Origin of the sequence: Micromonospora echinospora, from assembly GCF_900091495.1 — a bacterium.
Classification (GTDB): Bacteria; Actinomycetota; Actinomycetes; order Mycobacteriales; family Micromonosporaceae; genus Micromonospora; species Micromonospora echinospora.
In genome coordinates this window covers 3,646,267-3,670,877 of the sequence record NZ_LT607413.1, presented here as the reverse complement: position 1 = coordinate 3,670,877, position 24,611 = coordinate 3,646,267, and the positions used below count along the sequence as shown (strand labels likewise).

Genomic DNA, 24,611 nt, shown 5'->3' with positions numbered 1-24,611 from the left:
TGCCGGGAAGCCGGCGCGTGGGACAGCGGATCGGGGCGTGGGGCACGTCACCACCGCCGGACGGCAGGCCGGTGACGTCCGCGTCCCTCGTAAGGATTATGAATATGACTCATCTCTTAACGGGATATGTCATAGCTTGACGGCGTGAGCTACCGACCCCTTTCTGCCCTCGGTCACTGTGTCCCTCTACTCCGCGCCGGGCTGATCGCCGGGATCATCCTGGCCGCCGTGGCGTACCCGATCGTGGCCGCCGCCGGCATCGGCGCCAAGGTCGGCGCCGAGTTCTCCGAACACCGGGCCGACCTGCTCCGTGCCTCGCTGCCCGCCGAGACCTCCTACGTCTACGCCGCCGACGGCAAGACCGTGCTGACCATGTTCTACGAGGAGTACCGGCAGTACACGAAGCTCAAGGACATCGCGCCGAGCATGCAGCAGGCCATGGTCGCCGCCGAGGACTCCCGCTTCTACCAGCACCGGGGCGTGGACCCGAAGGGCGTGGTCCGGGCCTTCGTCGCCAACTCGCAGTCCGGCGGGGTCTCCCAGGGCGCGTCGACGATCACCATGCAGTACGTCCGGATGGCCCTGCGGGACAGCGCCACCACGCCGCAGGAGGTGCAGGAGGCGACCGCCCAGACCAGCCTCCGCAAGGTCCGGGAGATGCGGCTCGCCCTGGACGTGGAGAAGCAGATGTCGAAGGAGGACATCCTGGAGCGCTACCTGAACTCGGCCTACTTCGGGCACCGGGCGTACGGCATCTACGCCGCCGCGCAGATCTTCTTCTCGAAGAAGCCGAAGGACCTGACCCCGGTCGAGTCCGCCACGCTGGCCGGCCTGGTCAAGTCCCCGTCCGAGTACGACCCGGTCACCTCCGACCAGCAGGAGGCCCTCGGCCGCCGCAACTACGTGCTGGAGCGGATGGGTCAGCTCGGCTACCTCTCGCCGGAGGCCGCCGCGCAGGCCCGCACCGAACCGCTGCGGATCGACCAGAGCGACCCGCGCAACGACTGCGCCTCGATCCCGCAGCAGCACAACAGCCTCGGCTTCGCCTGCGACTACCTGAAGAACTGGTGGAGCTCCCAGTCGGCGTTCGGCGAGAACCGGCTGGAACGCATCGACGAGCTACGCCGGGGCGGCTACCGGATCGTGCTCAGTATCGACCCGAAGATCCAGGAGGCCGCGGAGAAGAACATCGACGCCGAGGGCAGCACCGGCAGTCCGTTCGCGCACGGGCTGGTCGTCACCGAGCCGGGCACCGGCCGGGTGAAGGCGATGGCGGTGAACCGGAAGTACTCCCTGGACACCAGCGAGAACCCGCCGACCTCCAACCCGGAGGCCGACCCGAAGGTCAAGGCCAACTACCCGAACACGGTCGCCCCGCTGCTCGGCGGCGGCACCCTCCCCGGCTACCAGGCCGGCTCGACGTTCAAGATGTTCCCGATGCTCGCCGCGCTGGACGCCGGGATGCCGCTGTCCACCTCGTTCAACGCCCCGCACCGGTACCGTTCCGAGGTCTACAACGGCTGGTCCCCGTCGAACGCGAGCGGGGCGATGAGCGGGACGCAGACCATGTGGTCCGGCTTCGGCAAGTCGGTCAACACGTACTTCGTCTGGTTGGAGGAGAAGGTCGGCGCGGACCGGGCGGTCCGGCTCGCCGAGCAGCTCGGACTGCGCTGGCGCACCGACGTCGACCGGGACCACGCGTCGCCGGAGAAGGCGAAGACGTGGGGCGCGTTCACGCTCGGCGTCTCCGACGCGACGCCGCTGGAGCTGGCCAACGCGTACGGGGCGATCGCCGCCGACGGCCGGTACTGCGAGGCGATCCCGGTGCTGTCGATCACCAACCGGGACGGCACCCCGGCGACCTACCGGACCGCGGGCGGGCTGGAACGCGAGGTGGCCAAGCCGCGCTGCCGGCAGGTGGTGGACGCCGGCGCGGCCCAGGCCGCCACCGACGCGGCCCGCTGCCCGACCGGCGACACACCGGCCCGGGGAGGCTGCGGGGGCTGGTCCACCGCCGACAGCGTCCGGGGCACGGTCGGTCGCCCGGTGGCCGGCAAGACCGGTACCACCGACAGCACCCGGTCCGCCTGGTTCGTCGGCTACACCCCGGAACTGGCGGCGGCGAGCTTCATCTCCGACCCGGACAACCCGTTCAACGCGGTCGGCGACGGTCAGTCCCAGCGACCGATCGACGCGGTCGCCGGAACCCTCCGGGACGCTCTCAAGGGCCAGCCCAGCCGCGACTTCACCCCGCCTCCCGACCGCCTGGTCGGGTGACCCCGACCGGGATGGTGGTCTCAGCGGAGGTCGGCCGTGACGAAGGACCAGAGTTCCAGGTCGACGCGGTTGCCCCGGACGTAGCCGGCGTTGCGCAGCAGGCCTTCGTAGCTGAATCCGGCCTTCTCGGCCACCCGCCGGGACGCCACGTTGCCCGGGGCCACCCGCAACTCGACCCGCTGGAACCCGTGCTCCAAGATCAGCGCGATGGCGAGCGCGAGGACGGCCTCCGCCGCCAGGCCGTAGCCCCGCGCCTCCGGCGCCATCGCGTACGAGACCTCGGTGAGGCGGGCACCCCAGTCGGTCCGTCTGGTCCAGAGGCAGCCGACCACCCGGGCGTCCTCCCGGCGCACCACCGCGAAGTGGTCGCCGTCGCCGCTGTCCCGCCGTTGCCGGGCCAGGTCCGTGCACCAGGCCAGCCCGTCGATGTGTCCCGACTCGTCGGCCAGCGGCAGCCAGCGCTGGGTCAACCGGTCCGCGAAGATCCCCGAGACCGGGTCGGCGTCCCGCGCGCTGTGCCGGCGTACCTCGGTACGCGGGGTGGAGACGGTCAGGTCCGGGAAGCGGCGCACCGCCACCTGCCCGATCACGCCGGGACCTCCGGGGTGCGGCCGACCCGGGCCGGGGCGACGGCCACCGGTCCGGCGGGTCCGGGGCTGGTCGGAACCGGGGCACGCCGGGTGGCTGCCACGGCGGCGGCGACCAGCCGGGAGGCGACGTCCGGTGCGCCGGCCCAGTGCAGGGCGAGCTGTGAGGCGTACCCGCCGGACCAGACGTGCCCCTCGGGCGGCCCGCCCGGCCAGCTCCAGGCCGGGCGTTCCCCGGCCCGGGGCGTGAGCACCGCCCGGTGCTGCTTGTAGCCGTGGCGTACCGCGCCCCGGGTCGCCACCAGGCTCTCCGTCGCGGCGGTCGCCTCCCGGTAGCCGAGCACCGTGCCGTCGTGGGTCGTCCCGGTCGCGTCGAGCACCCCGCACATCGGCCGGCCGTCCAGCTCCCGGGCCAGCCAGAGCAGGCCCGCCCCCTCGGCCAGCACCGGACGCCCGGCGCGGGCCAGTTCCGCCACCGCCGCGCGGAGCGGGCCGTTGGCGGAGAGCTGCTCCGCGTACGCCTCGGGAAGCCCCGATCCCACGACCAGCGCGGCGGTGCCCGCCGGCAGGGCCTCGTCGCGGAACGGGTCCACCGGAACCACCTCGGCCCCGGCGGCGGCGAGCAGTTCACCGGTCTCGACGTACCCGTAGCCCCCACGCGCGGTGCCGGCGAGCGCGACCACCGGACGGTCGGGCCGGACGACGGCCGTCGGCGCGCCGGGTGACCAGGGTTCGACGGCCAGCGACGGCGCGGAGCGGGCCAGCCGGAGCAGGCCGTCCAGGTCGAGCCGGTCGGCGATGCCCTCCCCCAGCCGCCGCGCCGCCCGCGTCACCTCCGGATCGCCCGCCAGCGCCGGCACCATGCCGTACGACCGGGCGGGGAACATCGGGGGCAGGTCTCCCGGGCGCAGCGACCCGAAGACCGGTACGCCGATGTCGTCGAGCGCCTCGCGCAGCAGCCCCTCGTGCCGTGGGGAGGCGACCCGGTTCAGGATCACCCCGCCCAGCCAGAGCAGTTCGTCGAACGAACGGAAGCCGTGCACCAGCGCGGCCAGCGACTGCCCCATCGTCGACACGTCGACCACCAGCACCACCGGACTGCGCAGCGCGGTGGCGACCGCGGCGGTGGACTCGACCTCGGACGGGCCGGCGACACTGTCGTAGAGGCCCATGGTGCCCTGCACCAGCGCCAGTTTCGCCCCGGCCGCCCCGTGCGCGAAGAGCGGGGCGACGCGTTCCGGCCCGACCAGCCGCGGATCGAGGTTGCGGCCGGGTCGTCCGTCGGCGGCCACCCCGAGGTAGGCGGCGTCGGCGTGGTCCGGCCCCACCTTGAACCCGGCGACGTCCAGGCCCCGTTTCCGGAAGGCGGCGACCAGGCCGATCGAGACGGCGTTCTTGCCGTGCCCGGACGAGGGCGCGGCGACCACGAGACGTGGCACGACGCTCATTGATCGATCCTCCGTGGCGGCGGTACGCGGCGAACGCGCACGGTCGGTGGCGGCGCGTGGGCGGTCGTGCCACGGTGACCCGGACGCCGCCCGATGGTTCGTCCGCGTGACGATACCCAACCACCCCGCCGAATCGCGGTAACCGACCCGCCACGCACCGACGGGATCGCGCGGCGGCGGCACGGGTTCGGTGACGGTCCGGCCCTGGGTCCGGCCCTGGGTCCCGCGACGGTCCGGCCCTCCCCCGGTCCGTCCGGTACCGGTCCCGGGCAGTGACTGCCGGTCGGGCGAGTAGCCTCGGGGCGTGTACCGGTTCCTCCTGACGCCCCGCTGGCTGGGCTATCTCGTGCTGGCGCTGGTCGCCGCCGCGGTGATGGTGCAGCTCGGCAACTGGCAGCTCGACCGTTACCAGGGCCGCTCGGCGATCAACGAGCGCATCGACGCGACCGCGCGGATGACGCCGGTGCCGCTGGGCGACGTGCTCGCGGCCCCGACCGGGTCATCCGGCACGGCCGGAGCCGCGCCGGACGCGGAGGACGTCTGGACCCGGGTCACCGTCACCGGGCGGTACGACGCGGCCAACTCGGTTTGGATCCGAGGGCGGAGCGTCGACCGCCAGGTCGGCTTCGAGCTGGTCACCCCGCTGCTGCTGGCCGACGGCTCGGCCGTCCTGGTGGACCGGGGCTGGGTGCCGCCCACCCCCGGCGGGGACGCGACCGCACGGCCCGAGCTGCCCGCCACGCCGGGTGGGGAGGTGACGGTGGTCGGCCGGGTCCGGCTCAGCGAGAGCGGGGCGGGCGCCGTCGACCGGCGCGACGGCCGGTTGGAGACCCGCCGGATCGGCGTCGCCCAGCTCGCCCGGGAACTGCCCTACCCGATCCACGGGGCGTACGTGCTGCTCGACGAGCAGACCCCGGCTGCCGAACCGGTCTTCCAGGCGGTGCCGGTGCGGCACGAGAACAACTGGCAGAACCTCGGCTACGTGGTGCAGTGGTGGCTCTTCGCCGCGATGACGCTGGTCGCGTACGGCTGGGTGGCCCGGCGGGAGGCGCACCGGCTGGCCGGCGTCCGCCGTCCCTCGGGTGACCGGGTCGAGGAGGAAACCGGAGACGGGGCCGAGGAGCCCACCGGCGGCCGGGTCGAGGAACCCACCCGGACCGGCCCGGTCTGACGGGTCGGCCCGCCCGGTCGGTCAGCCGGTGGCCGACGCCGGACGCAGGGCCCGGACGGCGTTGATGGTGTCCGCCTCGGCGGCGCTCTTGTCGTCGCGGTAGCGCACCACCCGGGCGAAACGCAGCGCCACTCCGCCCGGATACCGGGGGCTGGTCTGCACCCCGTCGAAGGCGATCTCGACCACCTGTTCGGGGCGGACCCGCACCACGTGCTCGCCCCGCTCCACGGCGATCGAGAGGAACCGCTCGGTCTGCCAGCGCAACAGCTCGTCGGTGAGCCCCTTGAAGGTCTTGCCGAGCATGACGAAGCCACCGGTGGCCGGGTCCCGCGCGCCCAGGTGGAGGTTGGACAGCCAGCCCCGGCGCCGGCCGCTGCCCCACTCCACCGCGAGAACGACCAGGTCGAGGGTGTGCCGGGGCTTCACCTTCACCCAGGCCGCCCCGCGCCGGCCGGCGTCGTACCGCGCGTCGGGGGACTTGACCACGACCCCCTCCTGGCCGGCGGCCAGCGCGGCGGTGAAGGCCGCCGAGGCCGCTTCCGGGCCGTCGACCTCCGTCCGCCCGACCAGCAGCTCGGCGTCGACCGCCCCGGCCAGCGCGGCCCAGCGGTCCCGGCCCGGCGCGTCGATCAGATCCTCGCCGTCGAGGTGCAGCAGGTCGAAGAAGTACGGCGTCAGCACGGTGCCGCCGGTCGTGGCGGCGGCGGCGAGCACGGCCGGGGCGACCGGGGTCCGGGCGGCGACGCTGGGGGTGGTACGGCGGGCGGCCCGGCTGGAGGTCTCCTGGAACGGCAGCGGTCGCCCGGTGGCGTCGAGCCCGATCGCCTCCCCGTCGAGCACCAGTTCCCGGGCGGGCAGCGTGCGGACGGCCGCCACCACCTCGGGGACGCGCGCGGTGATCTCGTCGAGGCTGCGGGTGAAGACGGCGATGTCGGAGCCGGAGCGGTGCACCTGGATCCGGATGCCGTCGAGCTTGACGTCGACGACGGCGGGAGCACCGGTGGCGGTGAGCGCGTCGGCCACCGTGGGGGCGCTCTGGGCCAGCATCGGAGCGAGGGGACGCCCGACCCGCAGCCCGAACCCGGCCAGCGCGGCGGCACCCCCGTCGAGGGCGGCGACCGCCACCGCGCGGAGGTCACCGGCGACGAGCAGGGCCCGACGCACCGCGCCCAGCGGCACGTCGGCGGCGCGGGCGACGGCGTCGGCGAGCAGCCCGGCCTGCGCGCCCTGGCGTAGCTCACCGCTGAACAGGCCGACCAGCATGCGTTGCTCGGCGGCGGTGGCCGCGGCGAGGAGAGCGTGCAGCAGGGCACGGCGGCGGGCCTGGGAGCCCGGCCCGTGCACGGCGGCGATCTCGTCGATCGCCGCGTCGACCGAGGCGACGGTCAGCGTCGGCACGCCGGCCGGCGGCGGTAGGTCGCGGAGGCTGGCCCAACCCACACCGGTCTGTCGCTGGCGCAGTTCGCCGGCGAGCCAGCCGGCGCCGGCCGGCACCTCCGCCGGGTCGAGCGCGCGCAACGCCCCCGCGAGCAGTTCCACCTTGGCCCGCCGGCCGCTGGTGGCGCTGACCGCGGCGGAGGTGGCCGCCAGGTCGAGGAACCGCACGGTTCCCATCCTGCCAGCCACCTCCGACGACACCGGCGGTCCGCCGGAAGACCCGCACCGGCGAGCCCCCCGGGACCGACCGCCCGCAGACCGGGATGCCGGGACCGTCGAAGAGCGGGATGCCGGAACCGCCCGCCGGAAGACCCGACCGGGGACGGCTCAGGCCGACACCGGCTCCTCGATCCGCAGTCCACGGTCACGGACCTGACCGGCGACCCGCGCCAGGACGGCGTCGAGCGCCACCAGCGCGGTGGAGAGCTCGCCGAGCCGCTCGCGGAGCGTCTCGTCGGGCCAGGCGGAGACGTCGACGTCCCCCAGCGCGCTGACGGCGGCCTCCAGCCGCGCCATCACCTCGTTCGTACTCATGTTCGAGAGGCTAGCGTACGCACGTCCCTGACGTGCCGGAATCCCGGAAATCGGACCGCGTGTCCGGTCAGTTCCGCTTCGTGCCCGCCTCGGCGACCCTGGCCAGCAACAGCGCCTCGGCGAGGCAGACCCGGGCGAACTCGCCGAGATGCAGGCTCTCGTTCGGCCCGTGCGCCCGGGAGTGCGGGTCCTCGACCCCGGTCACCATGATCGCCGCCAGCGGGAACATCTCCTGGAAGGTCGCGATGAACGGGATGGAGCCGCCGATCCCGGTCTCCACCGGCTCGACGCCGTCCCAGGCGGTCCGGAAGGCCGCACGGGCCGCGTCGAACAGCGGGCCGGAGCAGTCGATGACACAGGGCGCGCCGTCGTGCTCCAGCGTGACCTCCACCCGTGCGCCCCAGGGGGCGTGCCGCTCCAGGTGGGCACGGATCGCCTGGTACGCCCGCTTCGGGTCGTCCCCCGCCGCCAGTCGTACGCTCAGCTTGGCCTTCGCCGCCGGGACCAGGGCGTTCGGGGCCTCCGCGGTGGCCGGAGCGTCGATGCCGAGCACCGCGACCGACGGACGGGCCCAGATCCGGTCGGTGATCCCGCCGGTGCCGATCAGCGACACCCCGTCGACCAGACCGGCCTCCGCACGGAACCGGTCCTCCGGGTAGTCGACCGTCGCGTCCGCCGCGCGGGCCAGCCCCGCCACCGCCACGTCCCCCACCTCGTCGTGCAGGCTGGCCAGGAGGCGGGACAGCGCGGTGAGCGCGTCCGGGACCGGTCCGCCGAACATGCCGCTGTGCACGGGGTGTTCGAGGGTACGCACCTCGACGAAGCAGTTGACGATGCCGCGCAGCGAGGTGGTCAGCGCCGGCACGCCGATGTCCCAGTTGGTGGAGTCGGCGATGACGATGACGTCCGCGGCGAGTTCGTCCCGGTGCTCGGCGAGGAGACGCTCCAGGGAGTCGGAGCCGTACTCCTCCTCACCCTCGATGAACAGCACCACCCCGACCGGCAGCGCGTCGCCGAAGGCGCGCAGCGCGGCGACGTGGGCCATGATGCCGGCCTTGTCGTCGGCGGCGCCCCGGCCGTAGAGGCGGCCGTCCCGCTCGACCGGCTCGAACGGGTCGGACTCCCACAGGGACCGGTCGCCGACCGGCTGGACGTCGTGGTGGGCGTAGAGCAGCACCGTGGGCGCGCCGGGCGGGGCGGGCCTCGTCCCGATCACCGCGGGCTGGCCGCCGGAACGCACGATCCGTGCCGCCAGGCCACAGCCGCGCAGCAGCTCGGCCACCGCCTCGGCGGAGCGCTCCACCTGCGCGTGGTCGAAGCCGTCGAACGCGATGCCGGGGATGCGGACGAGGCGTTCCAGATCGGCGCGGACGCCGGGCAGTTCCCGCTCGACGGCGGCCCGCAGCTCGGACTCGGTCATGATCGGAGTGGTCATGACCGGCATCGTATGCCGGCCTTACCGGGCCCGGTGCGGCGCACGAAGTAGCGCCGGCCGTCGTGCGGCAGGGTCGGCGCGCCGTCCACCACGAGGTCGACCCCGGTCGCCGTGCCGTCGACATCGAAGTGGGCCCGCTCCTCCGCGTGCCAGCGGCGCAGCTCGGGCAGGATCCGCGCGCCGTCGCGGGCCACCGCCCGCGTCAACCGCAGCTGGGCCGGCGCGGTGACCAGGACCGCGAGGGTCGTCTCGGGACGGACCGCCCGGCGGGCCGCGCTGACCCCCTCCACGATCAGCACCGGCGTGACCGGCACCGGGACCACCCGGGGCAGGAACTCGCGGCGCACCCAGCTGTAACGGTGGTAACCGCCGGGCCGGCCGGCGCGCAACGGGGACAGCACCCGCTCCTCCAGCCGGGACCAGAAGGTGAACTGGTCGGCCCAGCCGTCCAGCAGGTCGTCGGTGTGCACCACCGGCGGCCGGTCGCCGCCGGAGAGCGCGGCCAGGGCGTCCGCGAGCCGGTCGGCGAAGACGCTCTTGCCCGCGCCGCTCGGCCCGTCGACCGCCACCAGTCGGGTACGCCCCAACCGTGCCGGCCGGGTCAGCACCCGCCGGGCCAGTTCCGCGTACGCCTCCACCACCGCCACCACGTCCGCCGACGCTACCGATCGGGTGGCGGGAGGGGGTTCGGTGGGCGGCCCGCCGACCGGGTCGGCACGATCGGTTCGTGTCCCATTCCGTGATGAGTCCCGGTGTCGACGCCCTGCTCGAACAGGCGCGGGCCGGCGTACGTCGGTTCACCCCGCACGAGACGATCCAGGCCGCCGGCCGAGGCGCGCTCGTGGTCGACACCCGCACCGATCTGCAACGACGCGAGCAGGGCGAACTGCCCGGCGTGGTGGTGATCGACCGGACCGTGCTGGAGTGGCGGCTGGACCCGGCCAGCACCTGGCGGATCCCCGAGGCCACCGGGTACGACCTGGAGGTCGTCGTGGTGTGCCGGCAGGGCTACAGCTCCAGCCTGGCGGCGGCGAGCCTGCGGGCGCTCGGGCTGCACCGGGCGACGGACATGGTCGGCGGGGTCGAGGCGTGGCGGGCGGCGGGCCTGCCGATGTCCGACCGTCCCGCCGACGTCCGTCACTGAGCCGCCACCGCCGTCGCCGGTCGGGTCCGGCGACGGTTCCTGGCGGTCAACCGCCGAGCAGTTCGAGGGTCTGCCGCGCGTACCCGGTCAGAAGTGCCTCGGCGTCGACGACGGCCGGCGCGGTGCCGCCGTGACCGCTGTAGCTCAACTGCAAGCCCAGCCGACCCTCGACGACCCGGATCGTGCCCGTCTGCGACTGGATCTTCTGACCCTCGCGCACGGGATTGTCCAGGGTGAGGGTTTCGGCGACGTGGATCAACGCGCGGTCGCCCAGGTCCGTTACGGTCCGCTCCGCCCCCCGCGAGGTCAGCTTCCCCTCGGCCGGGTTCGCCGCGTCGTCGAGGCTGACGGTGACCTGGAGGCTGTAGACCCACGCGTTCTCCCTGTCGACGGCCGACAGCCCACAGCTCAGGCTCCGGTGCCGTGACTCCGGGCGGACCGGCTTGTACTTCGTCTGCGTGGTCGGGATGCCGCTCAGCGTGGTCAGCGGGGTCGGGTCGAGCTGGTCGCAGAGGTCGTCGACCAGGCGGTACTCGCGGGTCGGCGTGGCCCTGGCGTCCTCCGACGCCGCAGGTCGGGATCCGGCCGCGCAACCGGCGAGAACGAGGGGCAGCACCATCCCGGCAAGCGGCCACCGGGCCGTCAGCGTGAGCATCGGCAGAGTCTCACACAGTCCCCTCAGGACGGACGCCCGGCCCGCCCCCGGGCGAGCCACGAGCCACGTGGCGACACCGGACAGCCCCGGCCCGTCGGACCAGCCCCGGCCCGTCGGACCAGCCCCTGGCCCAGAAAGGTCCGGCCCCGGCCCGGAAAGGTCCGGCCGCCCCGGGAGGGACCGCGTGCACTCAGCCGGTGGGTGCGCCCGGGGGAATGAAGGGCAGGCCGGTCGGGGGGCCGGACTCGACGAGCCGCCAGAGGGCGTCGGTGTCCAGGTGCTCCTCGACCAGGTCGCCGAGGAGGTCGAGGCTGCGTTCCCGGGCGGCGGCGAACGAGGTGGCCGGCGCCGGCCGGAAGCCCCGCCGCCCGGCCTGCCCCGCCACCTCGGCAAGGAAGCGGCGGCGGAAGTCGTCGGATTCGAAGGCCCCGTGCCAGTGCGTGCCGTACACCGCGCCGAGCCGGGCTCCCTCGCTCCGGCCGTCGGCGTAGGTGAGCAGCGGGGGCAGGTCGGGGTCGGCGGTGGAGACGTACCCGTGGTGGATCTCGTAGCCCCGGACCTCGACGTCGTCGAAGGCGGCGCCGGCGGACTGGCGGACGGTCTTGCGCGGGTCGAAGGTGATCTCGACGGGCAGCAGCCCGAGCCCCGGCACGCTGCCCCGCCGGCTCTCCACCGGGTCGTGGATCGCCCGCCCCAGCATCTGGAAGCCGCCACAGATGCCGAGCAGCGGCTTTCCCGCCGCCGCGTGGGCGAGGACCGCGTCGGCGAGCCCGGTCTCCCGCAGCCAGGCGAGGTCGGCCACGGTCGACTTCGAGCCGGGCAGGACGACCAGGTCGGCGGCGGCGAGTTCGGCCGGCTCGACGGTCAGCCGCACCCGCACGCCGGGCTCGGTCGCGAGCGCCTCCACGTCGGTGGCGTTGCTGACCCGGGGCAGCCGGACGACGGCCACGTCCAGCCACTCGTCGCCGTGCGGGGCGGCCGGCCGGCCGAGCACCCGGCCGTAGGCGAGCGAGTCCTCGGCGTCCAGCCAGAGGTCGAGGTGCCAGGGCAGCACCCCGTACGTGGGACGGCCGGTCACCTGGCGCAGCATGTCCAGTCCGGGCTGGAGCAGGCCGAGGTCGCCCCGGAACTTGTTGACCACGAAGCCGGCGACGAGCGCCTGGTCGGCCGGGTCCAGCAGGGCCACCGTGCCGAACATGGAGGCGAACACCCCACCGCGGTCGATGTCGCCGACGACGACGACCGGGAGCCCGGCGTGCCGGGCCAGCCCCATGTTGACGTAGTCGCCGTCCCGGAGGTTGATCTCGGCCGGGCTGCCCGCCCCCTCGCAGATCACCACGTCGTACTCGGCGCGCAACTCGGCGAGGGCGGCCCACGCCGTCTCGGCGAGCCGGGGACGCAGCACCCGGAAGTTGCCGGCGGTCACCGTGTCGACCGCCTCGCCGAGGAGCACCACCTGACTGGCCAGGTCGCTGCCGGGCTTGAGCAGCACCGGGTTGAAGCGCAGGTCCGGGGCGAGCCCGCAGGCGGCGGCCTGCATGGCCTGCGCCCGGCCGATCTCGCCGCCCCGACCGTCCGCCCCGACCACCACGGCCGAGTTGTTGGACATGTTCTGCGCCTTGAAGGGAGCCACCTTGACGCCCCGGCGGTGCAGCCAGCGGCAGATGCCGGCGGTCAGCACGCTCTTGCCCGCGTCCGAGGTGGTCCCGGCGACCAGCAACCCGCCGCTCATGCCGCTCTCCCTCTCCCCGCCCCGACCCGGGACGCCCCCGCCCGGATGTCACGCACCGACGCCACCCCGGCCGGCGTCGCCCGGCCCAGCGCTCCCCGCACCCGGTCTTCCACGCCTGTCGGACGTGGTACCGCCCGACCCAGCGCTCCCCGCACTCGCCCGTTCCGGTCCGGACCCGGTACCGCCCGACCCAGCGCCGCCCGGCCCACCGCGACGGCGACGGCCAACGCGAGCGCGGAGCGGCCGACCGCCCCGGAAATCCGTGCCGCCCGACGCAGGTGCCGGGCCTCCGGCCGGGGCCCGTCACCGAGGAACGGCCGCACCTCGGAGCGCCCGAAGTAGACGTTCCGCCCGCCCAGCCGCACCCCGAGCGCCCCGGCCATGGCCGACTCGCACTGCCCGGCGTTGGGGCTCGGATGGTCGTTCCGGTCCCGTCGCCACACGTGCCAGGCCCGCTCCCGGTCGCCCCGCGCCACCGGGGCCACGGCCACGGTGAGCAGCCCGGTCAGTCGGGCCGGGGCCAGGTTGAGCAGGTCGTCCAGGCGGGCGGCGGGGGTGCCGAAGCGGGCGTACCGGTCCGAGCGGTGACCGACCATGGCGTCCAGGGTGTTCGCCGCCCGGTAGCCGAGCAGGCCGGGCAGCCCGGCGACCGCACCCCAGAACAGCGGTGCCACCACGGCGTCGGAGGTGTTCTCGGCGACCGACTCGACGGTGGCCCGGGCGAGTTCCGGCTCGTCCAGGACGGACGGGTCGCGTCCGCAGAGGTGGTTGAGCCGACGTCGGGCGGCCGGCAGGTCGCCGTCGCGCAGCGCCCGGCCCATCATCTCGGACTCGTGGCGCAGGGTGCGACCGCCGAGCACCGTCCAGGTGCCGGCCGCCACCAGGACCGCCCGGGCCACCGGTCGCCGGCGGGTGGCGAGCGCTCCCGCCGCGCCGAGCAGCACCGGCACGCCGACCGCGAGCGCGGTGAACGCCGCGCCCGCCGCCCGGTCCGGGCGGTAGAGACGTCGCTCCAGGGCACCGGCGGCCCGACCGAACCCGGCGACCGGGTGCCATCGGCGCGGGTCGCCGAGGAACGCGTCCAGCGCGTACCCCGCCGCCAGCCCGGCCGCGTCGGCGACGATGACTGCCTGCCGCATCCGCACCCGCACCACCTCCGGCCGGTAAGCCTAGCCTTCGTCACCCAGCCGTCCCGGCGCCCGGCGAGCCGGTGACGGGAACGCGACGCGCCGATGGCGGAGGGTGTCCACCGGCCGGGGAGCAGAGTCACTCCCCAGCCGAACGCCGTGCTCCCCGTGCACGTCGAACCCTCGCTCGCCGCACCCGGGACGGGTCGACGGCTCCGCTGCCGTCGCCCCGCCCCGGATCCTCGCCACGGGCCGGGTGCTCAGGCCGGCACGGTCTCCCGCGTCCGGCCGCCGTCGGTGCGGGCCCCGCTGCTGACCCGGCCGCCCCGCCGGGACCGGCGCACCGGCAGTGCCGCCGACTCCCCCGCGGTCGACGACACCTCTTCGGCCGGCTCCGTGCCCTCGGGCAACGGGTCGAGATCCCCGAACGGCTCACCCGAGCCGATCCCCGTTGCCCCGTCGGTCGGGTCGTCCGCCTCCTCGGTCAGTTCGTCGGCCTCCCCGGCCAGCTCGGCGATCGGGGCGACCAACGGCTCACGGCCCGTACCGGCTCCGACGGTCGCCACCGCCCCGGACCCACTGCCCGGAGCGTCGAAGGGATCGGAGCCGAGATCCACCGCGCCGGCGGCGAATCCGGGCAGCCGGCGCGGGTCGCCGGGCACCGGCCGGTCGAGGCCACCGGGCAGCGGCCGGTCGAGGCCACCGGGCAGCGGCCGGTCGAGGTCGTCGTCCAGCGGCCGGTCGTCGAGGGAGACCGGCACCTCGTCGTCCGGCACCGGCTCGGTCGGCGTGCCGTGGACGCGCCGCTCCGCCTCGGCGTCCTCCACGCTGCTGGTCGCCATGCTGGGACGGTTGCGCAGGAACCGGCCCCGCCCCCGGGCGAGGTCGTGCCCGACGGTGACCGCCTCCAACTCGTAGAGGGTGCGCTGGTTGCCGGCGTCGTCGATCCAGTCCCGGGTGTAGAGCCGCCCGGCGACCACCACCGGATCGCCCACCATCACCGAGGCGGCGACTCCCTCGGCGAGCTTGCGCCAGCAGTTGACGCGGACCCGGAGGCTGTTGCCGTCGACCCAGCGACCACTCTCCCGGTCCAGCCGGCGGGCGGTCGAGGCGACCTTGAAGTTGGCGACCAGCGTGCCGCTCTGTGTGGTCCGCCGCCATTCCGGCGCGGTCAGGACGTTTCCGACGATCGTTACATAGGTATCGAACATCACATCACCCCTCCAGGGGATCGGGACCTGCGGTGACGAGTCGACTCGGCGCCGAGCGTGTCCCACCGCCGCCCAGCGGTCCACCGGCCTCCGCCTACCTGTGGACAACGCGGCCGGCTGTGGACAACGACCTGATCAAGGTCCCGATGTGCTAGGTCCACCGGCCCTGGTCAGCCTGCCGCACAGCGGGCGACGATCGGATCGCCCGGAGTCGCCGGGCGGTTTCCGCAGGGAGGTCGGCTGGGTATGGGTCCGATCAAGCGGGGAGCGTCCACACGTACCGCAGGAAAAGCCGACGCGGGCACGGGCCGGCACCGTCCGGAAGCCACCGCGCCACGTCGTCCAACGGAAAGGTCAGCGACCATGTGCAGAACAGCCTCGTCCGGTACGACCGTCGCCACCCGGCGTGAGGTGACCCGATGAGCGCCGTCGCGAATCCCGCCACCGTCGCCGAGTGCCTGCGTGTCGGTGCCGGATTCTCTCAGGGTGACCGGAACTGGATCGCCGAGCAGTTCGTCACGTTGGACGCCCGGCTGGCCTCGTTCCACGCCGACGCCACCGAGTTGGAAGTGTCGGTGAAGGACCGGGAGGCCCGGGGGCAGAAGGTCACCCTGGAGTGCTGGATCGCGGGCCGGCAGAAGATCGTCACCACCTCCTCCGAGGAGGACCTGCACGCCGCGCTCAACGACGTCCGCGACGACCTGCGCCGCCGGCTCAACGACGCGAAGACCAAGCAGGAACCCCGGCACAACAAGCACCTGCGGGAGGAGGGCCACACCGGCACCGACACCCCGTCGACCGACGACGACACGGAGGCCACGGCCCACACCGGCGTCGCCTGACCGCACCGTCCGTCGCCGCCCGCCGGGCTCCCGGTGGGCGGCGACGCGCGTGGGTACGTGAGACCGACACGGGTCTACCGCTCGGTAACCGGCGGGCGTAGCGTGACCGGCGTGGAACCGGACGTACTCGGACCGCCCTTCGAGCGGTACACGATCGAGCTGGACCCCGACGACGAAGGCCCGGTCGTCGCCACCCTGGTCCGCTGCCGGGCCGCCCGCCCGAGCCGGCGGGCCGTGCTCTACGTGCACGGGTTCGTCGACTACTTCTTCCAGACCCACCTGGCCGAGTTCTGGACCGACCGGGGCTGGGACTTCTACGCCCTCGACCTGCGCAAGTACGGCCGCAGCCTGTTGCCGCACCAGACCCCGAACTACTGCCGCGACCTGGGCGACTACTTCCCCGAACTGGACGCCGCCGCCACCTTCGTCCGCACCTCGGACGGCCACGACACGCTGCTGGTGATGGGCCACTCCACCGGCGGCCTGCTCGCCGCCGTCTGGGCAGCGGCGCGGCGTGACGCCGGCCTCGTCGACGGACTGCTGCTCAACAGCCCCTTCTTCGACATCAACGCGCCCTGGCTGGTCCGCCGGCCCCTCGCCGCCGCCGTGACCCGGCTCGGCCGTGGCGCGCCGCACCGCGTCCTCCCCTTCGGCCTGGGCACCGTGTACGGCGAGTGCCTGCACACCGACCACCGGGGCGAGTGGCGCTACGACCTGAGTTGGAAGCCGCTCGCCGGGTTCCCGGTCCGGATCGGCTGGCTGGCCGCGATCCGCCGGGCGCAACGGCAGCTCCGCGCCGGGCTGGACATCCCGGTGCCGGTGCTGGTGGCCTGCTCCACCCGCACCTTCCGGCGTAAGCGGTGGCACGGGTCGGCGATGCTCGCCGACGCCGTCCTGGACGTGGCGCACATGGTCCGCTGGGCACCCCGGCTCGGGCCCCAGGTGACCGTGGCCCGCATCGACGGCGGCATGCACGACCTGACGCTCTCCGGCCCCGCCGTACGCGAGAAGGTCTTCGCCGAGATCGACCGGTGGGTCGACGCGGCCCTCGTCGACGCCGGCCGCTGACCGGGGCGGCACGGGCTCGCACGGATCCGCCCCTCCCCGTACCACCGCGACACCCCCGGTCAGCGGTACCCTCTTGGCGCACACCCGGTACGGTCCGGCCCGCCGGACCACCACGCCATGCGCCTGTAGCTCAGCGGATAGAGCAGGGGACTTCTAATCCCAAGGCCGCAGGTTCGAATCCTGCCAGGCGCGCTGGACCTCAGTGGATGCCGCCAGCGGGGTCGGCTTCACGGCTGGGTGCGTCGCTCGGCAGCGTCGAACGCGGGCGCGAGCGGGGCCAGCGCCCTGCGGAGCTGGTCGGCCAGCGAGCCGGAGGGCACGACCAGTCCTCCGGCGGCGCTCTCGGCGGGGGTCGCTGTGTTCCCGGCGGGCTGGAGCCACCCTTCCAGCGCGATGCGAACTGCCGCGGCCACGCTTGCCGCGAGGACGCGGGCCGTGTGCGCTCCGGCGTCGTCCAGGCGTTCGGCGATCACGGCCGCGAGAGGGGGCTCGATGCCGGCGGTGGTATCGAGGAACGCGTCGCGTAGCGCGGTCTGGGTGGTGATCAGCAGCAGCGCCTTGTGTTCGCGCTCGCCAGTGTCCGTGTACTGCTCGACCACTGCTTGGGTGACGGCGTCAGCCAGGCGTACTCCTGCGGGCCGGGCCGCGACCGCCGCCGCGATGAGCGCTTCCCGGTCCGCGGTGACGGCAGAGACGATCGCCTGCTCGCGGCTGGCGAAGTAGTTGTTGTAGGTGCGCGGCGAGACCCCGGCCGCTTCGGCGATGTCCTCGACCCGCACCTTGTCCGGTCCGCGCTCCTCGGCCAGGCGTAGGGCCGCCTCGCGTAGCGCCTCGCGCGTGGCCTGCTTCTTCCGCTCCCGCAGCCCTGGTGGTGGTGTCGTCACGGTGCCAGCGTCCCATGCCGGACTGCACACACTCAAAGCCACACACATCAAACTTGCGCGCACGAAAACTTGCGTACACGCAAGTTTTCTGTCAGTCTCGGCTCGACCGGGACCGACAGAGAGGACGCCGCCATGCGGGCAAGAGGTATGACCTACGACACCGGATTCGTCGTGCACGACCAGGTGTCCCGCGAGCACTTCGACCCCGAGGTGGTCCGGCGCGAGCTCGCCATCATCCGCGACGACCTGCACTGCAACGCGGTCCAGATCATCGGCGGCGACCCGGATCGCTTGGAGCTGGCCGCCCGTGCCGCCGCCGAGCTCGGCCTGGAGATCTGGTTCTCGCCCTATCCGCTGGAGCTGGACCCGGAACAGATCCTCGTGCTCTTCCGCGACTGCGCCGAGAGAGCGGAACGGCTCCGACAGCAGGGGGCCACCGTCGTGTTCGTCGCCGGGGTCGAGCTGAGCGTGATGAACCGCGGGTTTCTGTCCGGAGAAAGCCCCGAGGATCGGGTCGAGCAGCTGATGCGCCAACCCGAGCGGCGGGCCGAAGCGGTGCGCGAGCTCTCCGTGCGCATCAACACCTTCCTCCGCGAGGCCGCGGCCACGGTCCGCGAGCGCTTCCAGGGCAGACTCACCTACTCATCCATCCAGTTCGAGCAGGTCGACTGGACTCCCTTCGACGTGGTGACGTTCGAGCTGATCCGTTCCGCCGAGGTCGCCGACCGGTTCCGGGAGGCGGTGCGCACCCTGGCCCGAGGTCCGAAGCCGCTCGCCATCACCGGGTTCGGCACCGCGACCTACCGCGGTGCGGGGGACCGCGGTGGGCGGGTGCTGGAAGTGGTCGAGCACGACCCGGAGACCAAGGCCCCCGTACGGCTGAACGGCATATACGAGCGTGACGAGGCCGGCCAGGCCGCATACCTGAGCGAACTGCTGGAGATCTTCGAGACCGAGGGCGTGGACAGCGCGTTCGTGTTCCTGTTCGCCCTGCCTGGCTACCCGCACCGCCCGGACGGCGACCCCAGGCACGATCTGGACCGGGCCAGCCTGGGCATCGTCAAACTCCTCGAAGGGCGCCGGGGACAGACCTACCCCGACATGGAGTGGGAGCCCAAGGCCGCCTTCACGGCAGTAGCGCAGCGGTATCGGAGGTGACAGGCCCCGCGCACGGTGACCACGGCTCGGGATCTGCACTGGCCGCAGTACGGATCCCGAGCAGATGGAAGCGGTAAAGGCCCCAGGAAGGAGGTGACGCTGCCTGTGTTGCCTCCTGTCCTACCAGTACACGTCGGCCCGGCGATCTGCTCAGCCGCTACCCTGCTCGCCGCAGCCTTTCGCCCACGTGTCAGGAGCCGGCCATGTCCGCAGAAGTCGCCGACCGGTCGGACCGGGACGACTCCGGGGCCCTGGCCGCCTACGTCCGGGAGTACCGCGCGGGCGGCTACCGGGTGCATCATGTCGTGGACGTCGCGTGCCGGCACTGCGACGGCAGGACGTTCCGGGTCGCGGTGGACGACGAGGAGGGCTGTGCGGCCGTCCTCTGCCTGGGGTGCGGAACCGAGGCGGCCCTCGCCGACAGCGACGACCATCTGGACGACGCCGAGCTGGCGGAGTGCGCCTGTCCCTGTGGGGCCGAGACCTTCGCCGTCGCCGTCGGATACGCCCTGACCGGTGACGGTGAGGTCCGCTGGGTCAGCGTTGGCCTGCGCTGCCTCGCCGACGGCACCCTCGGCGTCTACACCGACTGGAAGATCGACTACGCCCCCACGGCGCATCTTCTCCCGCCCAACACCCGGTAGTCAGCGCCGGCCCGCGCCGGCAAGAGTCCACTCAGGACTTGGGAATGATCTTCTTCACCACTCCAGTTAATTGATATACATCACTCGAATGGGCTTGGATGGGCGGGCATCGTCCCGGTGGGAACGCTTCCACCACGATCCCGGGAGATCCCCTTGCCCCGATCCCTGCTCCGGACGCGCCGGCCACGCGGTCTCGCCCTCGCCGCCACGGCCCTCCTGGCCACCGCCCTCGCGGTGGTCCACCCCACCCCCGCCCTGGCCTGGGGGCCCGGCGCCGAGCCCACGCAGCCATACGCGCTACCGGCCCTGCCCGACGTGCCCAAGCGCGGCTGCCAGTCGACCGTCGCCGACCCGGCCGCCCCCACCGGGGGGACCAACGCCCTCCAGGTGATCTACGCCTGGCACGACGGCAACGGCAACAACTACGAGGCCAACGTCGAGTACCTCGCCAAGGTGGTGGACCGGATCGACTGGGCGTTCGACCAGTCGTCCAACTACGACCAGCATCTCAATCTGAGCTGCCGGACCGGGTACGACACCAGCACGTACGCCGGCTATGCCCGGTCCCTGGTGGTCCCCGAGAAGATCGAGGCCGGAACCAACCCGAACACCCCGGCCGGTACGGTCCGCAGCGACCTGATCTCCGCCGGGTACCAGGACAGCAACCGGATCTACCTGGTCTTCACCGACTTCGCGTCGAACTCCGACGCGTACCTCTGCCCCACCGGCGGGACGTCCAGCGGGGTGCACTGCTCGGCGGTGACCGAGTCCTGGACGGTGGGGGTCGGTGGGCACGAGCTGTTCCACGTGCTCGGCGCGCCGCACGCCTGGTTCGCCGAGACGGGACAGCCCTACTACCAGGACATCATGTACGGCTGGTGGGACAACTGGAACGTCGACCCGGGCTTCCGCACCTACTACGACCCGAGTGAGCTCTCCGCCCAGTTCTACATCGACAACCATCCGTCCACGACCCTGGGCAACATCGCCAACCACCCGATGCTGACCACCCCGGTCTGCTGCGACAGCGGCGCCAGCAACGACCTGCTCACCGCCGAGCAACGGACCGTCGAGGCGGCCACCCCGGGAAGCACCACGTCGACGTTCACCTCGGCCGGCGGCTGGCACCAGGTCACGCCGGCCTGCGGGGTCGCCGCGAACTCCTGCGTCTACTCCGACGGCCGCCGCTCGGTGCAGTTCAACACCTACAGCGGTCCGCACAACGCGTCGTCTATCGCGCTCTCCAGCCGTCCGGCGGTCACCCCCGGCCGGACGTACAAGGCATTCGCCCGGCTGCGCAGCACCACCGCCGTCGACGCGCAGCTCCAGCTCGCCTGGTACAACGCGGGCGGGACGCTGCTCTCCACCACCTCCGGCAGCACCTCCACGGTCACCGGTAGCTGGGTGGAGTACCGGGTGACCGGCACGGCCCCGGCGAACGCCGCCAGCGTGCGGGTGACCGTGGCCGTGCCGAACCAGAGCACCACCGGCAACCACGCGCTGAACGTGGACAGCCTCCAGCTCGACGACTGCTCGGCGAACACCGGCGGGGTCTGTCGCTACGACAGCTGACAGGCCGTCCGGCCCCGGCCGCGTCGGTGGTACCGGCTGGTACGCCCGCCGGTGGACGATCCACGCGTCGTCCACCGGCGGGCCCCGGCTGCCGGGCGTACGGCCCGGAGGCACGCCGTGCGCCGGACGACGGACACCGGCCGGACGACGGACACCGGCCGGGGGCCGTTCAGCGCAGGCGGACGTCCTCGACGACGGGGAAGTCGTACCAGGTCACGTCGAAGGGTGCGCCGGCTCCCGGCACCACCGGATAGAGCGCCCAACTCATCGCCTGCGTGCCGGGCGCGAGGCTGAAGGACTCGCCGGCCCGCGTCGTGGAGCACCAACTGCTCTCGGCGTACACGGTCTGGTCGTCGCCCAGGACGACCTTCGACGAGATGCGGTCGATCTCGGCGACCGGGCAGGTCAACGGCCAGGCGATCAGCGCGTCGTTGCGGTACCGGAAGTTCAGCTTGAGCTTGTCGCCGGTGACCTCGGCGCTGACCAGCGTGACGCTCAACGACAACGCGTCGTAGACCACCTCGTTGATCTGGTACGTCCCGGGTTCCGCCGGCCGGGGCGACGCGGAGGGCTCCGTCGACGTGGCGGGGTCCGCCGAGTCCGACGGGGACGCCGACGGCTCCGGCGACTCTGACGATCCGGTGGTGCTCGGCGTAGGGTCGGGCGAGGGGGACGCGTTGCGGTTGGCGAGGTACGTACCCCCGACCGCACCGATGACGGCGAGGCAGGCCATCACCGCGATGACGGCCAACGTGCCGGCGTGCCTCTTCTCCACGGCGGGCTCCGACTGCTCAGGGGGCATTGGCCGTGAAGGTAGCACCGCTGTCACAGCCGCCGGTGTGCCGTCCGCACCCGTGACGTGGCGGACCGGGCCGACCGGCGGGGCACGGGAGCGGGGGCCGACCGGCGGGGCGCGGGGGCCGGGGCCGACCGCTGCCCCCGCAGCCCGGCCGGCTGCACGAAGATCGACGGGACAGCAATGATCCGAACGGCCCCGCGCTCGCCTTCCGCACCGGCACCTGGTCGGCGTTCGTCCGCGGCCTCCCGCAGCGCGGATGGCAGCCCCACTCCGGCATTGACGTCCACCTTTCCACGCGTAAGATCACGCGAATAGATTTATGTCAATCGATAGGCTTGCCGGGCCGTGGCGGTACCGGTAGCGCCGGAACCAGCTACGGGAGGCAGAGCGCATGTCGACAGCGCGTCGCATCGGTGCCGTCACGGCGGCCGTGGTGTTGGGCAGCACCGTGGCCGCGTCGGCCGCCCACGCGGACTTCACCTTCTATCGCACCAGCCCGCACGTCGGCGCCTGCTGGGACAAGGTCACCGCCTACGGCGGCGTCTACCAGGTGAGCAACAACCTGCTCAACGGCACGGGAAGCTGGCACACCGCCCGGGTCCTGGTCAACCGACCCGGGGTCGGCGTCCAGTCCGACCAGAGCTACACCGCCGCGCCCGGGGAGTGGAAGGTCGGTGCGATCGCCCACGTGGCCATCGTGCCGAACGACGACTACCTGGTGCACCTCGACGGCGTCCAGGTGGTCGGCATCCCGGCGCACGGCATCCCGTACTTCATGAACCACTGCAAGGTGAAGGAGTCGCCGTCGGTCAGGGTCCGGCAGGCGCTCAGCTACGGCCTGGCCCAGCTCGACTCGATCTACGTGGGCTGCGCCGCCGGGACGTACCGGTTCGGCACCGTACCCACCAGCACGCTCCACCACGATGGCCGGGTCTGCGGCCAGAGCCGGGTCTACAAGCAGCCCGCCGGGGTCAAGGGCTACGACTGCTCCGGCCTGATCCACGAGATGTTCCGGCACGCCGGGGTGTATTTCCCCTGGGCCAGTTCCAGCGCCATGAAGTCGGGCATCCCGCAGGTCGCCAAGTCGCAGATCCAGGTCGGCGACCTCCTCGCCAAGAACGGCCACGTCGCGGTCTACCTCGGCGACGGGGACGGCGACGGGGTGGCGTCGGTCCTGGAGGCGACCCCCAAGTGGCAGAACGCCGACGGCACCTGGACCGGTGTGGTGATCAGCAGTGCCACCAACTACCTGAACAGCTCGGAGTACACCGCCCACCGCGTCCCGGGGGTCTGAACCGGAACCGATCCACGGCAGCCGGGAGCCCCGCAGTCACCGACTGCGGGGCTCCCGTCTTTCAGCAGGGTCGGCCCGGTTCAGCAGCCGGCGGTACGGGTGTAGTTCGTCGTCCCCCAGTAGTGCGCCAGGTTGCCACTGAACCGCACCATGATGTCGCTGCCGTTCAGCCGCTGCTCGTAGTGCAGGTGCGAGCCGCTGGAGCCACCGCTGTTGCCCACGTACCCGATGGTGGTGCTGTAGCCGACGCTCTGGCCGACGGAGACGTTGAAGCCGCTCAGGTGGGCGTAGTAGGTGGTGTAGCCGCCCCCGTGGTTGATCCGCACGTACCGGCCGTAGCTGGTGTCACCGAGGTTGGCGACGATGTCGACCGTGCCCGGGGCGCTGGCCTTGACCGGCATCCCGTGGTCGTCGGCCCGGTTGAAGTCGATCGCGTAGGCCGGGCTGTGACTGGTCCGGGTCTCCCCGGACCACGTCTGGTGGCACGGGAAGGGCGTCCGGAAGGAGGGGGCCGCCGACGCCGGTGACGCCGGGAACAGGAACGTCGCAGCCAGCATCATGCCGGCGCTGAGGGCACTCGCCAGACGGATCCGCATCCGAGACCTCCATCGTCATATCTGTAGATGTCTCGATGGATCATGGCAGAGCGGACCGGTCCTGGAAAGATCCGAATCCGGCGCGGTGCGGCCGTACCGGGAACCTGCGGTGGCCCGACGACGGAGATCCTGCCGTTCCACCACGCACCCCCGCTCGGCTGATCGTCCGGACAGCCGTCCAGCCGGTGGCGGGCATGCCGCATCATGATCCGCATGTTCAAGGTCAAGAGCCACGGCCACGGCCGCAAACGGAAGAGCAGGCACCTCGACGGTTGCGACGGCTGCTCCGGTTGCGACAACTGCGACGGTCCGGACTGCTGCAACTTCGGCCTCTTCTCGTTCCTGCTGACCCTCGGGGCGACGACGGCCTCGGCGGTGCGCGCTCCGGTGGTGGACCGGGCGGGCCGGGCAGCGATCCTCGGCTACCGCCGCTGGCTGTCGCACCGCTGGCCCGGACAGTGCCGGTTCACGCCCACGTGCAGCGCGTACGGCCTCACCGCCGTCGAGCGGCACGGCCTCGCGGTGGGTGGTCGGATGGCGGCCGACCGCCTCCGCCGCTGCCGGCCGGGCGTCCGCCGGGGCACCCACGACCCGGTCCGCTGACGGACGCCGACAGCATCACGGGCAGGGGCGGGCTGGCCGCCCTCCCGCCCCGGTAGCATGCCCGGATGAGCCGGCACGCCGACCCGATCGAGGCCATGGAACGGTTCCTCGCCCGGACCGCCCCGTACGACGCCCCGGCGGGTTCCCCGACGACCACGGTGGAACTGCGCAGCGGCCGGCTGCGTGGGCGGTTCGAGCTGACCGACCGGCAGGTGGCGGCACTGGCCGAGGCGTTGGACGCCTGGCACGACCCGGACGACGCGGGACGCTGCGGGCAGTGCCACGGACGCCTCGGGCGTGACCTGAGCTGCCGGGAGTGCGGCCACCTGGACGGGATCTTCGGCGCGACGGTCGCGCAGCACGCGGCCCGGATCGCCGGCCACACCGACTGAC

General features: G+C 73.1%; 24 protein-coding genes, 1 tRNA gene and 1 pseudogene. 13 read left to right on the top strand and 13 right to left on the bottom strand.

Annotated features, from left to right (window positions below):
* Positions 1–144: 144 nt before the first annotated feature.
* Positions 145–2,277, top strand: a complete 2,133-nt coding sequence (locus tag GA0070618_RS16715; protein ID WP_088982471.1) for a transglycosylase domain-containing protein — start codon at positions 145–147, stop codon at positions 2,275–2,277.
* 20 nt (positions 2,278–2,297) lie between these two features.
* On the opposite strand, the gene GA0070618_RS16710 is transcribed toward GA0070618_RS16715, so the two are convergent.
* Together GA0070618_RS16710 and GA0070618_RS16705 are read right to left on the bottom strand one after the other, a co-directional pair.
* On the bottom strand, positions 2,298–2,867 hold the full coding sequence (locus GA0070618_RS16710; RefSeq protein WP_088982470.1) for a GNAT family N-acetyltransferase: 570 nt from the start codon (positions 2,865–2,867) through the stop codon (positions 2,298–2,300).
* Positions 2,864–4,312: a cobyrinate a,c-diamide synthase gene (locus GA0070618_RS16705; protein ID WP_088982469.1), complete on the bottom strand. Its 1,449-nt coding sequence runs from the start codon at positions 4,310–4,312 to the stop codon at positions 2,864–2,866. Before GA0070618_RS16705 ends, GA0070618_RS16710 begins: the two co-directional genes overlap by 4 nt.
* Positions 4,313–4,616: 304 nt before the next feature.
* Between GA0070618_RS16705 and GA0070618_RS16700 the strand changes: the two genes are divergently transcribed.
* Complete coding sequence (locus GA0070618_RS16700) at positions 4,617–5,483, top strand: SURF1 family cytochrome oxidase biogenesis protein (RefSeq protein ID WP_231931762.1); 867 nt, start codon at positions 4,617–4,619, stop codon at positions 5,481–5,483.
* 21 nt (positions 5,484–5,504) lie between these two features.
* On the opposite strand, the gene GA0070618_RS16695 is transcribed toward GA0070618_RS16700, so the two are convergent.
* From GA0070618_RS16695 to GA0070618_RS16680, 4 genes are all read right to left on the bottom strand, one after another.
* The gene (locus GA0070618_RS16695; protein WP_172900301.1) at positions 5,505–7,097 is read right to left on the bottom strand and encodes an ATP-dependent DNA ligase; all 1,593 of its coding nucleotides are present in this window, start codon (positions 7,095–7,097) and stop codon (positions 5,505–5,507) included.
* Between the two features lie 150 nt (positions 7,098–7,247).
* Complete coding sequence (locus GA0070618_RS16690) at positions 7,248–7,454, bottom strand: hypothetical protein (RefSeq protein WP_088982468.1); 207 nt, start codon at positions 7,452–7,454, stop codon at positions 7,248–7,250.
* Between the two features lie 67 nt (positions 7,455–7,521).
* Positions 7,522–8,889, bottom strand: coding sequence for a dipeptidase (locus tag GA0070618_RS16685; protein WP_088982467.1), 1,368 nt, complete (start codon positions 8,887–8,889; stop codon positions 7,522–7,524).
* Positions 8,886–9,539, bottom strand: a complete 654-nt coding sequence (locus tag GA0070618_RS16680) for a nucleoside/nucleotide kinase family protein (RefSeq protein WP_088982466.1) — start codon at positions 9,537–9,539, stop codon at positions 8,886–8,888. Before GA0070618_RS16680 ends, GA0070618_RS16685 begins: the two co-directional genes overlap by 4 nt.
* Positions 9,540–9,631: 92 nt before the next feature.
* Between GA0070618_RS16680 and GA0070618_RS16675 the strand changes: the two genes are divergently transcribed.
* Complete coding sequence (locus tag GA0070618_RS16675; RefSeq protein WP_088982465.1) at positions 9,632–10,033, top strand: rhodanese-like domain-containing protein; 402 nt, start codon at positions 9,632–9,634, stop codon at positions 10,031–10,033.
* A gap of 46 nt (positions 10,034–10,079) precedes the next feature.
* Here GA0070618_RS16675 and GA0070618_RS16670 read toward each other — a convergent pair whose 3' ends face one another.
* From GA0070618_RS16670 to ssb, 4 genes are all read right to left on the bottom strand, one after another.
* Positions 10,080–10,688, bottom strand: coding sequence for a hypothetical protein (locus GA0070618_RS16670; RefSeq protein WP_143740358.1), 609 nt, complete (start codon positions 10,686–10,688; stop codon positions 10,080–10,082).
* 190 nt (positions 10,689–10,878) lie between these two features.
* Positions 10,879–12,420, bottom strand: a complete 1,542-nt coding sequence (locus GA0070618_RS16665; RefSeq protein WP_088982463.1) for a cobyric acid synthase — start codon at positions 12,418–12,420, stop codon at positions 10,879–10,881.
* Positions 12,417–13,559, bottom strand: coding sequence for a cobalamin biosynthesis protein (locus GA0070618_RS16660; protein WP_088985582.1), 1,143 nt, complete (start codon positions 13,557–13,559; stop codon positions 12,417–12,419). Before GA0070618_RS16660 ends, GA0070618_RS16665 begins: the two co-directional genes overlap by 4 nt.
* A gap of 248 nt (positions 13,560–13,807) precedes the next feature.
* Entirely contained in the window at positions 13,808–14,758 is a 951-nt protein-coding gene (gene ssb / locus GA0070618_RS16655; protein ID WP_088982462.1) for a single-stranded DNA-binding protein, read from the bottom strand.
* A 419-nt stretch (positions 14,759–15,177) separates the two neighbouring features.
* Between ssb and GA0070618_RS16650 the strand changes: the two genes are divergently transcribed.
* From GA0070618_RS16650 to GA0070618_RS16640, 3 genes are all read left to right on the top strand, one after another.
* Positions 15,178–15,600 (top strand): HPF/RaiA family ribosome-associated protein, encoded by a 423-nt coding sequence (locus tag GA0070618_RS16650; RefSeq protein WP_231931761.1) that lies wholly within the window; start codon positions 15,178–15,180, stop codon positions 15,598–15,600.
* Positions 15,601–15,711: 111 nt separating this feature from the next.
* The gene (locus tag GA0070618_RS16645) at positions 15,712–16,668 is read left to right on the top strand and encodes an alpha/beta hydrolase (RefSeq protein WP_088985581.1); all 957 of its coding nucleotides are present in this window, start codon (positions 15,712–15,714) and stop codon (positions 16,666–16,668) included.
* Positions 16,669–16,787: 119 nt separating this feature from the next.
* Positions 16,788–16,860, top strand: a tRNA-Arg gene (locus GA0070618_RS16640).
* Positions 16,861–16,895: 35 nt separating this feature from the next.
* Here GA0070618_RS16640 and GA0070618_RS16635 read toward each other — a convergent pair.
* Positions 16,896–17,552 (bottom strand): TetR/AcrR family transcriptional regulator, encoded by a 657-nt coding sequence (locus GA0070618_RS16635; protein WP_170107873.1) that lies wholly within the window; start codon positions 17,550–17,552, stop codon positions 16,896–16,898.
* Between the two features lie 132 nt (positions 17,553–17,684).
* Here GA0070618_RS16635 and GA0070618_RS16630 point away from each other — a divergent pair, with 132 nt between their 5' ends.
* The 3 genes from GA0070618_RS16630 (at position 17,685) to GA0070618_RS16620 (ending at position 20,926) form a co-directional block, all read left to right on the top strand.
* Positions 17,685–18,710: a hypothetical protein gene (locus GA0070618_RS16630; protein ID WP_197701763.1), complete on the top strand. Its 1,026-nt coding sequence runs from the start codon at positions 17,685–17,687 to the stop codon at positions 18,708–18,710.
* Positions 18,711–18,913: 203 nt separating this feature from the next.
* Entirely contained in the window at positions 18,914–19,354 is a 441-nt protein-coding gene (locus GA0070618_RS16625; protein WP_094977973.1) for a hypothetical protein, read from the top strand.
* A 153-nt stretch (positions 19,355–19,507) separates the two neighbouring features.
* Entirely contained in the window at positions 19,508–20,926 is a 1,419-nt protein-coding gene (locus tag GA0070618_RS16620; RefSeq protein WP_088982460.1) for a hypothetical protein, read from the top strand.
* 169 nt (positions 20,927–21,095) lie between these two features.
* Here GA0070618_RS16620 and GA0070618_RS16615 read toward each other — a convergent pair whose 3' ends face one another.
* Entirely contained in the window at positions 21,096–21,701 is a 606-nt protein-coding gene (locus tag GA0070618_RS16615) for a hypothetical protein (RefSeq protein WP_088982459.1), read from the bottom strand.
* A 158-nt stretch (positions 21,702–21,859) separates the two neighbouring features.
* On the opposite strand from GA0070618_RS16615, the pseudogene GA0070618_RS35560 reads away from it, so the two are divergent.
* Positions 21,860–21,961, top strand: a pseudogene (locus GA0070618_RS35560) (DUF397 domain-containing protein); the annotation flags it as partial.
* A gap of 155 nt (positions 21,962–22,116) precedes the next feature.
* Complete coding sequence (locus GA0070618_RS16605) at positions 22,117–23,019, top strand: NlpC/P60 family protein (protein WP_088982458.1); 903 nt, start codon at positions 22,117–22,119, stop codon at positions 23,017–23,019.
* A gap of 80 nt (positions 23,020–23,099) precedes the next feature.
* Here the strand turns inward: GA0070618_RS16605 and GA0070618_RS16600 are convergent, their stop codons facing one another.
* Positions 23,100–23,615, bottom strand: coding sequence for a M23 family metallopeptidase (locus GA0070618_RS16600; protein ID WP_088982457.1), 516 nt, complete (start codon positions 23,613–23,615; stop codon positions 23,100–23,102).
* 213 nt (positions 23,616–23,828) lie between these two features.
* Between GA0070618_RS16600 and yidD the strand changes: the two genes are divergently transcribed.
* Positions 23,829–24,218, top strand: coding sequence for a membrane protein insertion efficiency factor YidD (gene yidD / locus GA0070618_RS35190; RefSeq protein ID WP_269148493.1), 390 nt, complete (start codon positions 23,829–23,831; stop codon positions 24,216–24,218).
* A 65-nt stretch (positions 24,219–24,283) separates the two neighbouring features.
* Positions 24,284–24,610, top strand: a complete 327-nt coding sequence (locus tag GA0070618_RS16590; protein ID WP_088982455.1) for a hypothetical protein — start codon at positions 24,284–24,286, stop codon at positions 24,608–24,610.
* The last annotated feature ends 1 nt before the right edge of the window (position 24,611 follow it).